The 13,984-nt window shown below is 64.1% G+C and carries 15 protein-coding genes and 2 tRNA genes; 8 read left to right on the top strand and 9 right to left on the bottom strand.

Annotated features, from left to right (window positions below; translation table 11 throughout):
- Window positions 1–6 precede the first annotated feature (6 nt).
- Both ACVISU_RS40745 and ACVISU_RS40740 read right to left on the bottom strand, forming a co-directional pair.
- Entirely contained in the window at window positions 7–4,407 is a 4,401-nt protein-coding gene (locus ACVISU_RS40745) for an autotransporter domain-containing protein (RefSeq protein ID WP_456710691.1), read from the bottom strand.
- Between the two features lie 205 nt (window positions 4,408–4,612).
- Window positions 4,613–5,569, bottom strand: coding sequence for a TRAP transporter substrate-binding protein (locus tag ACVISU_RS40740; RefSeq protein WP_083992171.1), 957 nt, complete (start codon window positions 5,567–5,569; stop codon window positions 4,613–4,615).
- A 255-nt stretch (window positions 5,570–5,824) separates the two neighbouring features.
- Between ACVISU_RS40740 and ACVISU_RS40735 the strand changes: the two genes are divergently transcribed.
- From ACVISU_RS40735 to ACVISU_RS40725, 3 genes are all read left to right on the top strand, one after another.
- On the top strand, window positions 5,825–6,028 hold the full coding sequence (locus tag ACVISU_RS40735) for a hypothetical protein (protein ID WP_021079164.1): 204 nt from the start codon (window positions 5,825–5,827) through the stop codon (window positions 6,026–6,028).
- 199 nt (window positions 6,029–6,227) lie between these two features.
- Window positions 6,228–6,428, top strand: a complete 201-nt coding sequence (locus tag ACVISU_RS40730; RefSeq protein ID WP_050405629.1) for a hypothetical protein — start codon at window positions 6,228–6,230, stop codon at window positions 6,426–6,428.
- A gap of 38 nt (window positions 6,429–6,466) precedes the next feature.
- On the top strand, window positions 6,467–6,634 hold the full coding sequence (locus tag ACVISU_RS40725; RefSeq protein ID WP_456710690.1) for a hypothetical protein: 168 nt from the start codon (window positions 6,467–6,469) through the stop codon (window positions 6,632–6,634).
- Between the two features lie 118 nt (window positions 6,635–6,752).
- Here ACVISU_RS40725 and ACVISU_RS40720 read toward each other — a convergent pair whose 3' ends face one another.
- Window positions 6,753–7,631, bottom strand: coding sequence for a class I SAM-dependent methyltransferase (locus tag ACVISU_RS40720; protein ID WP_456710689.1), 879 nt, complete (start codon window positions 7,629–7,631; stop codon window positions 6,753–6,755).
- 360 nt (window positions 7,632–7,991) lie between these two features.
- On the opposite strand from ACVISU_RS40720, the gene ACVISU_RS40715 reads away from it, so the two are divergent.
- On the top strand, window positions 7,992–8,177 hold the full coding sequence (locus ACVISU_RS40715) for a hypothetical protein (RefSeq protein ID WP_456710688.1): 186 nt from the start codon (window positions 7,992–7,994) through the stop codon (window positions 8,175–8,177).
- Between the two features lie 131 nt (window positions 8,178–8,308).
- Here ACVISU_RS40715 and ACVISU_RS40710 read toward each other — a convergent pair.
- Window positions 8,309–8,385: transfer RNA gene (locus ACVISU_RS40710), tRNA-Asp, on the bottom strand.
- A 307-nt stretch (window positions 8,386–8,692) separates the two neighbouring features.
- Between ACVISU_RS40710 and ACVISU_RS40705 the strand changes: the two genes are divergently transcribed.
- Together ACVISU_RS40705 and pepT are read left to right on the top strand one after the other, a co-directional pair.
- Window positions 8,693–9,016 carry an HU family DNA-binding protein gene (locus ACVISU_RS40705; protein ID WP_224924859.1) on the top strand — a complete coding sequence of 108 codons (324 nt, stop codon included), beginning with the start codon at window positions 8,693–8,695 and terminating at the stop codon, window positions 9,014–9,016.
- A gap of 157 nt (window positions 9,017–9,173) precedes the next feature.
- Window positions 9,174–10,430 carry a peptidase T gene (gene pepT / locus ACVISU_RS40700; RefSeq protein WP_456710687.1) on the top strand — a complete coding sequence of 419 codons (1,257 nt, stop codon included), beginning with the start codon at window positions 9,174–9,176 and terminating at the stop codon, window positions 10,428–10,430.
- Here pepT and ACVISU_RS40695 read toward each other — a convergent pair whose 3' ends face one another.
- From ACVISU_RS40695 to ACVISU_RS40685, 3 genes are read right to left on the bottom strand one after another with little or no spacing between them, the layout of a single operon-like run.
- The gene (locus ACVISU_RS40695) at window positions 10,431–11,282 is read right to left on the bottom strand and encodes a class I SAM-dependent methyltransferase (protein ID WP_456710686.1); all 852 of its coding nucleotides are present in this window, start codon (window positions 11,280–11,282) and stop codon (window positions 10,431–10,433) included.
- 25 nt (window positions 11,283–11,307) lie between these two features.
- Window positions 11,308–11,613, bottom strand: coding sequence for a YciI family protein (locus ACVISU_RS40690; protein WP_456710685.1), 306 nt, complete (start codon window positions 11,611–11,613; stop codon window positions 11,308–11,310).
- A 22-nt stretch (window positions 11,614–11,635) separates the two neighbouring features.
- Window positions 11,636–11,929, bottom strand: a complete 294-nt coding sequence (locus ACVISU_RS40685) for a hypothetical protein (RefSeq protein ID WP_063695439.1) — start codon at window positions 11,927–11,929, stop codon at window positions 11,636–11,638.
- 248 nt (window positions 11,930–12,177) lie between these two features.
- Between ACVISU_RS40685 and ACVISU_RS40680 the strand changes: the two genes are divergently transcribed.
- The gene (locus ACVISU_RS40680; protein ID WP_050405636.1) at window positions 12,178–12,426 is read left to right on the top strand and encodes a hypothetical protein; all 249 of its coding nucleotides are present in this window, start codon (window positions 12,178–12,180) and stop codon (window positions 12,424–12,426) included.
- 87 nt (window positions 12,427–12,513) lie between these two features.
- On the opposite strand, the gene ACVISU_RS40675 is transcribed toward ACVISU_RS40680, so the two are convergent.
- Window positions 12,514–12,588, bottom strand: a tRNA-Val gene (locus ACVISU_RS40675).
- 120 nt (window positions 12,589–12,708) lie between these two features.
- Window positions 12,709–13,113 carry a GFA family protein gene (locus tag ACVISU_RS40670; RefSeq protein WP_050405637.1) on the bottom strand — a complete coding sequence of 135 codons (405 nt, stop codon included), beginning with the start codon at window positions 13,111–13,113 and terminating at the stop codon, window positions 12,709–12,711.
- A gap of 201 nt (window positions 13,114–13,314) precedes the next feature.
- On the opposite strand from ACVISU_RS40670, the gene ACVISU_RS40665 reads away from it, so the two are divergent.
- Window positions 13,315–13,983, top strand: coding sequence for a GntR family transcriptional regulator (locus tag ACVISU_RS40665; protein ID WP_050405638.1), 669 nt, complete (start codon window positions 13,315–13,317; stop codon window positions 13,981–13,983).
- Window position 13,984: the final 1 nt, after the last annotated feature.

Genomic DNA, 13,984 nt, shown 5'->3' with positions numbered 1-13,984 from the left:
CGCGTCTCACCACTGATACCGCACCACGCCTTTGCCGGCGTAGCTCGAGGTGACGTTGGAGAACTCGCCCTCGAACGTCGCAGCCGCCGACCAGCCGTTTCGCCAATTCATCTCCAGCGAGGCCGTGGTCAGCGCAGAGTCGCTCGCCTGCGCCGCGCCGTTGACGACAAAGCTGGTGCCTGGCAACGCCTGGAAGGTCGCGGCGGCCGAGCGGTTCGGGTCATAGTTATGGGCCCAGGCAAAGCGCGTGCGCAGCGTCAGGATGCCGTCCTGCACCGCGAACGACTTGTCGGTACGAAGGCCGAGCTCGCTGCGGGTATCGGTGAGGCTCTTGCCGGCATAGGTCAGCCCAAAGGTCGACAGGCCCGAAATCACCCGCTCGGCGTAACCGGGCAGTTCGAAAGTCGTGAACTGGCCCGCGGCGTAAGGTGTGATGCCGACGCCGCCGATCCACGGCGCGACGAAACGATAGCCACCCTCTAGCCGCCCCGAATATGCGTTGGCATTGAACTCGGCGCGGAGCCGGTCGATGCCTGCCGCCGTCACGGTGCGGTCGGTGGTGATGTCCTGCCAGCCATAGGCAAGCGCAGCGGAGACATAGGCCGGGCCTTCGGTGTGGCGGACATAGGCGCCGGCCTGGAACAGGTCGGAGCGGCCGCTGCCGCTATTGACCACCGAGAAGCTGGTGCCGCCACCGGCGAGCGCGAAGCCCGCAACCGTTTTCGGCGAGAACAGATAGTCGGCGCCGACCGCCGTGCCATAGATGCTGCTAGTGGTGTCGTTCGACCCGACCATGGCGTTGCCGCTGGTCGATTGCGAACCGCCGAAACCCGCGGCCCAGACGTTCCAGCGGGGCACGAACGGCACCGGCGGCGCCTTGGTGAACATCGCGAATGCATCGGTCTTCCGGGCCGCGGCATAGGCGCTCGCTTCGCCCTCGTCCGCATATCCCGTTGCGCCCGGCATCGAACCCGTCGCGCCGGTGCGGTTCATGAAGGGATCGGTGAGCAGCCCCATGAACAGGTTCATCGCATCGAACGTCGTCTGCTGCGTGCCGGTCGCCAGTTCGCCGGAGGCCTGCGTCAGGCCCGCCGGGGTGAGCGTGCCGAACACCGTCTGAATGCCGCCGGTCGCGTTGAAGGAGTTGACCAACGTGTTCGCGACGTTCTGCTGGTTGATCGAGAGGCCGCCGCCGAAGTTGGGAGGGGATGGTGGCGCAAAGTTCAGCGCGAGATTGAGATAGGCGTGGGTGGCGTCGTAGCTCAGGGTGTCGGTGAAATTCGTCGGCAGGTTGGTATTGACGATGTTGGATACAAATGTGCCGGATATGCCTCCAGCGGCGTTCAGAATCGTATACTGCCTGGAGATGTAGCTGCCGTTGGCGAACACTGCATTGACGGTCGCGCCTCCAAGTGTCGCGTTCGCGTTGACATTGGTCGATGCCGCAGCGGTCGGCGTCACCTGCACCTGATAGATCGCGCCGGATTGGAAGGCGAGAGCGCCGTTGATCGTCAGTGTGCCGGTCGGATCTGCAGCACTCCCGGGTGCAAGCGTGCCTCCGCTCATGATGGTCGTCGGTGTCGGAATGACGAAGCCGCCCCTCAAGGGGTCGCCGGTGACCGGCTCCTTCGCCGTAATCGTACCATCAGCCGCAGCGGTGGCGCCGGAGCTGGTGGCTAACCATGTTGACACGACGCCGTTGTGGAAAAAGACGACGGTCGGAGCGCCGACGATGCCGGTGCCGCTCAACGTGCCGCCGGAATTGACCGTCACTTTCAGCGAGTTGGCGATCGTGCCGTCCACTTCAAGGGTGCCGCCGTTGACGGTGGTGGCGCCAGTGTAGCTGTTGACACCCGCAAGGATTTCCTTGCCGCCGGTGATCGCCACACCGCCGCCCGCGCCACCGTCCCGGATGTCGCCCGCAAAGGTTCCGTTGGCATTGGTGAAGGTCACCGTGTTGGCACCGAGGTTCACGGTGCCGACGATGCTGGTCCCGGAAAGACTGTTGATCGCGACGCCGCCACCCGCGCGCGATATATCGAACATGCCGTCGTTGATCACGGCCTTTGAGGACGCAATGCTGCCGCCGTTGATCAGATCGAGCTCGCCGCCGGCGTTGATCGTGGTCAGCCCGGCATAGGTGTTGGCGCCGCCGAATCTCGCCAGGGCGCCAAGGGCGATCGTCACATTGCCGCCGGTGCCGCCACCAATGCCGCCATCCTGGATGACACCGTCGTAGGGGCCCACACGGCTGGTGATGGTCAGCGTCTTGGCGCCGAGGGACACGACGCTGTGGCCGTCCTGATCAACCAAGCCTGAGATGCTTGTACCGCTATTGGTCTGCGAAATATCGAATGTGCCGATTCCTGCACCCGAAGCGAACACGACATTGGCCGAATTGGCGATCGAGCCGTTTCCCTTGAGCGCGAGCGTCGCGCCGGCATCGATCTGGGTAAAGCCGAAATAGCCGTTGGCGCCGGACAGGGTCTGCGTTCCGCCGGCGATCTCGAGGCCCCCTGTGCGCGAGCCGTTGATCGCGCCGGAAAACTCCGTCGAACCGGCGGTAATCACCAAAGCGTTGTTGCCGAGCGCAACCGATCCACCGCCCGCGAGCCTAGTGATCCTGTTGAGGAAGGACGATGATCCTGAAATATCGAATGTGCCATTGACCGTCACGACGCTCGAATTCGAGTTGCTGCCGCCACCCGACAGCGCCAGCGTCGCGCCGGAATTGATCGTCGTCGCGCCGGAATAGCTTTCCGTGGCCGTGAAGGTCAGCGCACCGCCGCTGCCGGAGCTCGCGACCGTCACGCCGCCTGTACCGGTCAGTGCCATCGCGAGCGTCACGGCATTGCCGTTATAGTCGAACGTCGCGCCGCCGGAGCCGATGGCGTTCAGCCGGCTCGAGATGTCGGCCGTGTTACCGCTCGCCCATTGCAGCCCGCCGCCGTTGAGGGTGATGTTGCCCGAGCCGAAATTGCTCGCTGCATTGAAGTTGATCAGGCCGCCGCTCACGGTCGTGCCGCCGGAATAGGTGTTTGCGGCGGTGAGCGTCAGCGTGCCGGCACCGGTCTTGGCAAGACTCCAGCTGCCGGCATCGGCACCTGTGCCGCCGCTGCCGGTCTGGTCGGCGATGACATCGGAGACGATCTGGTTCTGGCCGGCCGCGGGACTGAAGGTCAGCGTCCCGTTGCCCTGCAGGAACAGACCCGAGCCGAAGGCCGAGCCATTGCCGGCACCCACACCACCCGTTCCACCGGCGACGCTGCTGCCGTTGACGGTAAAGGCACCGGAAACGTTGAGCGTTCCGCCACCCTGGACAAACACCGCGCCGCCTGCGCCGAGCCCGCCGCCGCCACCGCCATTGACGCTGTCGCCGCCGTTGCCTGCACCGAAGCCGCCGGTATTCCCGCAGGTCACACCGGTGCCGCCGCCGCTGGCGCCGCCGCCACCGCCACCAAAGCCGCCCTTCCCGGGACTGGCAAAGCAGCGCACGCTCCCGCCGCCGCCACCGAAACCGCCATTTCCGCCTGCGCTGTTCAAGCTACCGCCACCGCCACCACCGAAGCCGCCAGTACCGCCGCCGCCGCTCAAGCCCCCGGTAGCCGTAGCAGCGCCGCCGCCAATCCCGCCGCCGCCACCGGCACCGTGGATGCCAGACCCCATGGCCCCGCCGCCCCCGCCGCCTCCATTGGCGCCCCCTGTGCCTGGTGAGGCACCACTCCCCGGGTCGGTGGCGCCAGCGCCCCCGCCGGCGGCGCCGATAACGATGCCGGCAGCACCGTTGCCACCCGTCGAGCCAGTCTGGCCGGCCCCGCCGTTGGCGCCGAGGCCAATCCCGCCTCCGCCACCACCGCCGACGTTACCACCGTTTCCGCCATTGCCACCGAGCCCGCCGCCACCGCCGCCACCGGCGACGGTCGAGCCGTAGTTGCCGCCGCTTCCGCCATTAGCCTGATTGCTCGCGAGCGACACATTGCTGACCGTGACGTTGGCGCCGCTGGCGACGAACAGCGCGCCGCCCGCCCCCATCCCGCCGCCGCCGCCGCCATCGAACCCGCTGCCGCCATTGCCGCCCTTGGCGACGGCGTTCTGGATGGTGAGATTGTCGATCGCGACGCTGCCGGCGTAGACGAAGAATCCGCGCTGCACGCCGCCGCCATCGAGTGTGAAGTTGCCGCCGTTGATGGTTACGGTGCTTCTCGAATTGATGATGGGCAGCGTCGTTCCGGCAGTCAGCGTGATGTTATTCGTGATGTTGAGCGTGTAGTTGGTGACGGGATTGTTGTCGATCGTCGTCAGCGCGGTGACGAGGCTCGCTCCATCGCCGACGTTCAGCACCGTCTGGGCGTGTGCGCCGGTCCCGGACGCGATGAGCAGAGCAAGCGCTACCGCAACCTGCCGCAAGCGGGGCGATCGACAACGTTCCACGACGTGCACGCGCATGGCATTCCAACTCGGGCCACACATAGGCGGCCACTGAAATTCTCAGCGTGAGGTTGTATTCCCTGGGACACCTTGCCGCATGACAAAAAACGAAGATGGGACTGAAAGCGCAGCGATGTGCCTTCTTTGCCACAGCGCTGTAGTGCTGCTCGCGACCTGTGCGCCGTCACGTCAGCTTGCCGGTGTATTTCTCCAGCACCGCCCAGGCGTCCGCGCCATAGGTCTTCTGCCACTGGGTGTAGAAGCCGGCCTTCACCAGCGCAGCCCTGAACTGCACGGGATCCGGCTTGTTGAACGTCATGCCCTTCCCGGTCAGCTCGGCCTGCAACGAGCGATCCATCTCGACCAGATCGGCGCGCTCCTTGACCGCGGCCGCGTCGAATGCCGCATTGATGAGCTCGACGAGATCGGGCGGCAGGCCCGCCATTGCACGGCGGTTGCCAAGGATCCAGTAGCCGCTCCAGCAATGGTTCGACAGCGCGCAGTATTTCTGCACCTCGTACAGTTTTCCGGTCGAGACCTGCGCCAGCGGATTCTCCTGGCCCTCGACGATGTGGGTCTGCAGCGCCGAATAGAGCTCGCTGTAGGAGATGCTCGACGGCAGCGCGCCAAGCCCTGAGAACAGCGAGGTCAGCAGTGCCGTCACCGGCACGCGAATTTTAAAACCCCTGAGATCCTCGACGCTGTTGAGCTGCCGGCTCGACGACGAGGTGATCTGGCGGAAGCCGTTGTCCCAGACCATCTTCAGCGGCATGACGCCGGTTCTGGCGATCGCCTCGCGCACGATGTCGCCGACGCCGCCGTCCATCGCGGCCCAGACCTGGTCGTAAGACTGGAACGCGAAGCCGATGCTCGGCAGGCCCGACAGCGGCACCAGCGTCGACAACGTCATGCTGGGCGCGGCCAACAGCTCGATCCCGCCGGCGCGGACCTGCGACAGCATCTCCGGATCGCCGCCGAGCTGGCTGTTGGCGAACACCGTGATGTTGAGCCGGCCGGACGATTGCGCGCCGGCCAGCTTGGCCGCCTCGGCCAAACGGATTGTTAGGGGATGGGTTTCCGGAGTGTTGACGCCGAGCTTGAGATCGAACTCGGCAGCAGCAAGAGACGGCTTACCAAACATCGCGGCGGCAAGCGCCATGGAGCCGGTTCCCAGCATCCGTCGGCGGGTCATCTTCTTTGTTTTCATTGTTGTTTTTCTCCCAGGCGCAGCCCGCGCCCGTGGCCAGTTTCAGCCCTCCCTTTCTGTGACGCAAGGCACGGTGAAACCGATCCGCCCGTGGCACGAAACCATTTCCGGAACTCACGAAACGATCCGGAAACAGATGGGGCTTACCAGTAGGTGCCATAGACGGCGCATAGACGCCCGGAGGCGACCATGAACCACTCGATCCATTCAGCCGATCGCGCGACCCACCTCAAGATTGTGGTGGTTGCGCTCGTTGCGGCCATCGGGGTTGCGGCTTTCGGCATTTCGGCCCGGAACAACGCAGATTTCACCCAGACCGCCCAGACCAACCAGGTCATCAAGGCCGGCAAACCTGTCGCAATCACCTCCTCGGGCACCTCGACGGTCCGGTAAGACGGGTTCTGGCTTCGGCAGACAAAGCGGCCGTCTTCGGGCGGCTTTTTGTTGGTCCCGATCGTCTCGAGCGCGGCCGCGCAGCCGCGGTGAAATCTTAACCGCCTCCTAACGCGGCCGTTCGATTGCAATCCGCTCCGCGGCCGCTGTCTTAAAAGTTGTTCCGTAAGGTGCGCGTCAACAGAGGCGCAGGTCCACAATGAATTTGCAGCAGCAAGTAATTTCGACCGGCTTCAAGATCATCTGCACAGATTGCGGCAGCCTGGCGATAAAGGTCGCCGATCCCGCACACGCCTCCGGCGACACCATCATCGAATGCCGCCGCTGCAACGCCGTGCGTGGCACGGTGGCGGACCTGCACACGCTGGCGCGGCGCGGCCGCGACCTGTTCGAATTCTAACCCCGGCGGCGCCGATGCTGTCAGACCCGAACGCGACCATGCAGAGCGACATTCCCCTGGATACGGTCTGGTCGATCCTCGAGGCCGCCAACGAATTGGGCGATGCCCACACGGTCGACGCTTGCCGCCGCATCATCGACGCGAATTTGCGCGGCGACGCCCCGGGACAATCCGACCTCAACGCGGTCGCCGCATTCTTTGCCTGATCAAGGCAGCGGGTGGCCGTTTGTGAATTCAATGCGGCGTCGCGGCGACGGAGCTGACGCGGCATGATTTTTATGTCCTGCCGCGACCGATCAACGCCGATACGATCTCGTGGCGGCCTTACTTCTTTCGGAGAACGATGATGCTCTGATACGGCGAGATCCCGTTCATGCCGACGTCAACGAGATCGAACCGGTCGGTCCACTGCGTCTCGATGTACCGCTTGCTGATGATCGTCTCGCCGTAGGTCATTTCGCCATCGACCGGATAGCTTTGCGGATAGAAGTAGAATCCGTCTCGCGCCACGGTCTCGGCGATTTTTTGCTGATCCCAGCCAGGCAATTTGGAAATCGGCTCATAGAATGCGTATGCCGGCGGCCGAACGGTCAGGAGAAAGAGACCACGATGCTCCAGCGAATCGTGGACCGCGGTCAGGCATGTGTCGCTCGCGGCAGGCGAGAGGTGCGTCCAGATCGATAGCGCGTAGGCGACATCGAATTTCTGATTGAACGGCAGACGTCTCGGCAAGCTTTCCGACAACACGATATCGGCGCGCGGGTTGGAGCGTTGCGCGACCTGGATGATGCCCTTGTGCGGATCGCAACCATGCAGATTGCGGAGCGGCACATCCTTCATGAAGTAACGGAGCACGCTGCCCCAGCCGCAGCCATAGTCCAGCACCTGGCATTCATCGAATGGCTTGTCCAGATGACGCCTGAGCTTGTCATGCAACAGGCGATAGGTTTCGGTGACGGCGGCGCCGAGCTCCATCCCGGAACGACCGCTCCAGTTCTTCTGGGTCCCGGCGTCTGGCGGATCTGGAATGGCCGCCTTGATCGCCTTGAAGCCATCATACTCCTTCCAGAGCAGTACATTCCACAGATACGGATCGTCGATCCATTTCAGTGCGTCGTAGACGGACTCTCCACTTCGGCAGGCGGCGTCCGCTCTTTCCAGTTCGTCGTTGTAGTATTCTTTCAGCCACGAACTCCAATTCATCAGCACGCCTCCGTGTCCAGGTTCGCTTCGTCAGCCCTCGCCCACGCTCGTGTCATTTGAATTTCCTGAAACTGTCTTCGCTTACTCCGGCAACTTTAAGACCCACCGCAAACGTCTGAGTTCCGGAAGCCGATGGAACCGCTGATGTCGTTCCCGTTCGCTGGTTGCGAGCGCTGTCACCGAGCGCGATGCGATGAGAGTAAGGCTGGCGTCAGGCTGGCGCGATACGCTGCGCGCGGGACCGAGACCTGCCGCTCGTGCGTTTCTCGCTGCTCTGATGGCGATAGTCACTATCGCATCAGCCGATGTGATGCTCGCTTGAGAGGTGAACCAATTGGTCGACCTTTGGGAAGCGTGCCGATGAAAGTCCGCGAACTCGTCCAGGTGCTGCGGGCACTCCCGGATCAGGACGCAACAGTCGTGATTGGAGAAGGAGCGAAGCCGGAAACCTGGCTGATCGAGTCGGGTGTCTCGGAATGTTGGATTGCGCCCGTGAGTGATGACCATGCGATCGTCGGGAGCGAACCGGCCATCGAGATCGTCTAAATGCCGCACGTTTGGGAGCGCGGCTGCTTTTGCGTGCCGGAAGCCCGGGCCAAGAAGGTTCGAGCACGTCAGGACGGTCGGCGCGCAACGCGTCTTAGAACTGGAACTTGGAGCTAAGTGCTTGATAAGACTGGCGCGAGAGACGGGACTCGAACCCGCGGCCTCCGCCGTGACAGGGCGGCGCTCTAACCAACTGAGCTACTCCCGCGGATGCCGATCATCGGATTGATCCGCGCAGGATCGAGGGCATAAAGGCCCGCATCCCGATAGTCAAGCGCGTTGCGGAGCCCTGCACAGCACCGGCATTTTCGTGCTGTGGGCGCGCGTTGTCGCCTGTTTTCAGGGGAAACGGCGTAGTCAGCAAAGCCCCGAATCAAATAAGGCCTGATAGGTCTGGGTTTCCTGTGGCCGGGCCTGGCGCTGCCCGTTCCCAGAACCGGCGGTTTCGGGGCTTTTCCGGACGCATTTTCCCGACGCGAACGGCGCGCCATTCGCGTCGAAGCAGCAATCCAGCCATTCAGCAACGAGGAGGGCCACACATGGCGAAGAAAGCAGCGACCCCGGCGACGATCACGCTGAAGCACCTGGCGGCGGCCATCGCCGAAGAGCAGGAGCTGTCCAAGAAGCAGGCCGAGGCGATCCTGACCGACATGGTCACCCGCATCACCAAGCACCTCAAGAAGGGCGAGCGGATCCGCATCGTCGGCCTCGGCATCCTCCAGGTCCGCAAGCGCGCCGCCCGCATGGGCCGCAATCCGGCGACCGGCGAGCAGATCCATATCAAGGCGAGCAAGAAGGTCGCCTTCCGCGCCGCCAAGGAGCTGAAGGAAGCCGTCTAGGGTTCTTAACTCTCTTGCTCGATACCAAGCGCCATTTCGGCTCGCGACGCGACCCGGAGTGGCGCTTTTCTGTTGTAGAGTTATCTTTCGATGCGCCTTGCTTGCGCGAACTTCGCCTGAGCGCCTTTTCCCGTTCTCCTACCCTTGCGCGGTCTTCATGCTGGCACCGGCTCTCGACTTCAAGCACACCGTCACCGAGCGCTTCCTGCGCTATGTCGTGATCGACACCCAGTCCGACCCGGATTCACCGACCACGCCCTCCACCGAGAAGCAGAAGAATCTCGGCCGCCTGCTGGTCGCCGAGTTGCAGGCGATGGGCATATCGGATGCGCATCTCGATCCGCACGGATACGTCTATGCCACGATCCCGGCCAACACCGACAAGACGGTGCCGGTGATCTGCTTCTGCTCGCACATGGACACCTCCCCCGACTGCACCGGCAAGAACGTCAAGCCGCAGGTCGTGAAGAACTATCGCGGCGGCGACATCGTGCTCCCGGCCGATGCCTCGCAGGTGATCCGCGCCGCCGAGCACGAGGCGCTGGCCGACCAGATCGGCAACGACATCATCACGACCGACGGCACCACGCTGCTCGGCGCCGACAACAAGGCGGGCCTTGCGGAGATCATGGATGCTGCGCATTTCCTGGTGACCAATCCGCAAATCAAGCACGGCACCATCAAGATCCTGTTCACGCCGGACGAGGAGATCGGCCGCGGCGTCGACAAGGTCGACATCAAGAAGCTCGGGGCCGACTTCGGCTACACCATGGACGGTGAGACCGCCGGCCACATCGAGGACGAGACTTTCTCCGCCGATGGTGCCAGCATCATCATCGAAGGCGTCGCGACCCATCCGGGATTTGCCAAGGGCAAGATGGAACACGCGATCAAGATCGCGGCCGCGATCGTCGATCGCCTGCCGAAGGATACTTGCTCGCCCGAGACCACCGAAGGCAAGGAGGGTTTTCTGCATCCGGTCGCGATCTCAGGCGCACTGGAAAACGCGCGGATCGATTTCATCGTGCGTGATTTCACCGAAGCCGGCCTGAAGCAGAAGGAAGCACTGCTTGAAGCGATCGTGAAGGATGTCATGAAGGGATATCCGCGCTCGACCTACCGTATCGAGGTCAAGCAGCAATACCGCAACATGAAAGAGGTGATCGATCGCCATCCCCAGATCGTCGCCTATGCGATCGAGGCGATCGAGCGCGCCGGGTTATCGCCGGTGAAGACCTCGATCCGCGGCGGCACCGACGGCTCGCGGCTGTCCTTCATGGGACTGCCCTGCCCCAACATCTTCGCCGGCGAGCACGCCTTCCATTCGCGGCTCGAATGGGTCAGCCGCCAGGACATGGAGAAGGCCGTGCAGACCATCGTGCACCTGGCGATGATCTGGGAAGAGAAGGCCTGATCAGGCCCGCGCCGTCACGATCCAGATCGCGCCGGGCAGCGGCACCGCATCGCCTTTGACGAACGGCGCCAGCGCCTCGCGTATCGACGCGGTGGCGGCGGCGCGCACCTCATCCGGGTGGCCCTCCAGCGCGCGGCTGGCCGGCCCGATCTCGAGCGCCCCCTGGATCGCCGCATCGATGCCCCGCCCGGTCGCGACATCGAGCTCGACCTTGCACGGCTCCATGGCAATGCCGGAAAAGCCGGCCTCACCCAGGATCCGCTTCACCCGGGCCTCGGATGCGAACGCGAACGGGCCGGGATCCTCGGGGCCGAGCGGCGGCAGCTTCGGCACGTGCCTGTAGACCGCCTGCAGCGGCGTCATGAAGAAGGGATTTTCGCGCGGCTCCTGCCAGCACGCGAAAGCAAGACGGCCCGTCGGCTTCATTGCCTTGTGCAGATTGGTGAACGACGCCGCGGGATCGGCAAAGAACATCACGCCGAAGCGCGAGGCCAACAGGTCAAAGCTCGCGGGTGCGAACGGATAGACCGTCGCATCGGCGAGCGCGAACTCGACCGGCAATCCCTGCGGCGTGCTCTGACGGGCCCGCGTCAGCATCGGCTCCGAGACGTCGACACCAAGCACGCGGCCGTCGGGCGCGACCTTCGACGCCAGCGCGAAGCTCGAAGCGCCGCTGCCGCAGCCGACATCGACGACGCGCTCGCCGGCCTTCGGCGCCGCGCGATCGATCAAGAGGTCGAGCACCGGCTGCAGCACGATATCCTGCGCGGCCTGCCTGGACGCCCAGCGCTGGCCGCCCGGCCCGTTCCAATATGCAATCTGATCGGCGTTCTGCGGATGACCTGCGTTCATGCGATCCAACCTTGTTGAGAAGACTCTAGCAAGTCTCGCGTGTCGCCGCGCGCAGCATCGGCATCACCTGGTAGGTGAATCCGGCATTGGCCTTGCTGACGGGATCGTTGGCGACGATTTCTAGCGGATCGGCATCGTCAGACAATTGCAGCACGCCCATTCCCCAAACGCCGGCGGGATCGGCCACCGGGCCGAAGATCAGCGCCTTGCCGGCTTGCAGCAACTCGCCGCAATAGGCAACGTGCGCCTGCATGATCTCGGCTTCCTGCGGCGTCATGTCCTGTGGGAAGGTCGGGCGCGGTCCGGTCAATTTGCAGACGTAATACTTCATCGACCTGGTCCGCACTCTCTGATTATTTGGCGGCAGCGCTTGTGGGCTTGGCCTGCTTCGGCGCAGGCGTCTTCGCGGCAGTCCCCTTCGGGGCGGCCTGCCCGTCATTGCTGCGTGCAATGCCCCACGGATCGGTCGGTTTCTGGTCCGGCACCCCGCTGAGTGCGCGCTGGTAGGCGCGCTGCTGCCGCGCCTCGTTGGCCACATCCGCCGGCGACTTCTCGATTTCTTCGCGATAGCGCTGAACATGGTCCTGCTGCGCCCATGCCGGTTCGGCAATCAAGGCGAGAAGAAAAATCGCGGCGAGTTTACGCATGCATCAAGTTCCCGGTTAGGCGGAGAGAATAGCATCGCAGCCGCGTCGGCGCCAAACCCGAGTGACATCTCGCCAACAGGAACCGAGCCCGGCCCGCGACGCGTCCGTGACTTTCGGCACCTTTCGTATCGTCGGCTGCCGAATGACATTTGGCAGACCAGCGCGGAGCAAGCGCGGTCCCGGCCACCCCACAGACTACCCCACGGCCGGGATCGCGCCCTTTCCGCGCGCTCAGGGAGAACCGAGCCATGGCCTCACTGCGTCGGACCAACCAACCGGCGGCCGCTTTGCAGCTCGTGAAGCACCGTGCCACGGTCATCCTGCGCGAGCATGTGCAAGTGGAGGCCGAACTCGTCGGACGGGCTGCGGTCCTCACGGATGGGACTGCAGGGACCGTCGAAGGCGTGTCGCTCGACGAGTCTCACGGATTGCGCATCTCGATCAAAGGGCACATCGGGAAGTGGCCGATCTCGACCATCAGGATGCTTCAGCCATAGGACTGGAGCCGGCGCCCTTCGACACCGAGCACGCGGCGAGTTCTGCATGAAAGTCGGGCTTGCCCAGCCGCAGTGGGGGGCGAAGGCTGGTGGGCGGTGAGAGGATCGAACTCCCGACCAATGGTGTGTAAAACCAGTGCTCTACCGCTGAGCTAACCGCCCGTATCAGCGCGTCTCTTTAGCCTCGCCCGCCCCTCGGGCGCAAGGTCGCCAAGGCCGCAAAGCCTCAATCGACGAACTTCAATCCTTGGACGTCAATCCTTGGACTTCAATCCTTGGACTTCAATCCTTGAGCCGCGCCGGCACTCCCTCGAGATCATTGATCCACGGCGCCGCAGAGCGGCACCAGACCTGGCGTCGCGGGGTCAATTCGCCACGCTGGCGAATGCTGCCCCAGCGGATTCCCCAATCATCCGGACCACCGTCCTCGCCGCTGGTGAACAACGGGGAGCCACACTCGCCACAAAAGTGCTGGAAGCGGATCCGACCGTTATCGCCCCGCTTGTCGTAGATCTTCGGCGTACGTCCGGTCAGCCGGACCTGTTCGGCGGCGCAGATCACGGTGACGCGATAGGGCGAGCCGGTCAGCGACTGGCAGTCCGTGCAATGGCAGATCGACACCCGTTCGGGATCGATCTCCGCCTGATAGGTCACTGCCCCGCAGTGGCATTGCCCGTCGATCTGCATCGCGTTCTCCCAATTCGGCATCGTGCAACAAGGCGGCAGCTAAGAGGTCGTTCCCGGCGATGCGGCCCGCAAGGCATCCGGAACACGGTCGGGCACCTCCGTTGGGACAGTGCTGGTATCCCAAAGCGGGATTGTTTGGGATACCAATTTGGGATACTTAGACAGCACACTAAAACTCTACGTCCAAACCGGCAGACCACCATGTCGCAGATGCTGCAGATCCACGACCAGCTCCGGGAGATGATCCTCTCGCTCGACCTCGGTCCCGGCGAGCGGCTGTCGGAGCGCTGGCTGGAGAGCCAGTTCGAGGGATCACGCACGCCGATCCGCGCCGCGCTGGTGCGGCTGGAGAGCGAAGAGCTGGTCCGCCGCGACGGCCGTAACTGGATCGTCGCGCCGATCGACGTCGGTGAATTGGAGGCACTGGCCGAATTCCGGATCCCGTTGGAGACGACGGCCGTCCGTCTCGCCTGTGCGCGGGCGAGCGAGGCCGACATCGGCGGCGTCGAGGAGATGCTGGACACCTGCCAATCTGGCGCGCCGCGCGAGGAATGGCACCGGGTCGGCACCGATTTCCATGTCGAGATCGCGCGCCTCTCCGGCAACCCCTTCATCGTCAAGGCGATAGCCGGCGCGATGACCCGGCTGTCGCGCGCACGCTGGCTCGAAGTGTGGACCGAACCCTCGCGCGAGCAGGCCTGGCGCGAGCACCGACGCATTCTCGGCTTCATCAAGGCCAACGATCCGGATTCGGCCGCGCGCGAGGCCACCGATCACATCACCGACACCCGCGATCGCCTGCTGCGTTCGCTGAAGGAGGATCGCCGCGGCCTGCGCATGCGCGGCTTCGCCGTGATCGGTCTGCGCTGAC

This window comes from Bradyrhizobium sp. USDA 4452, assembly GCF_054063575.1.
This window is presented reverse-complemented; position numbering and strand designations above follow the sequence as displayed.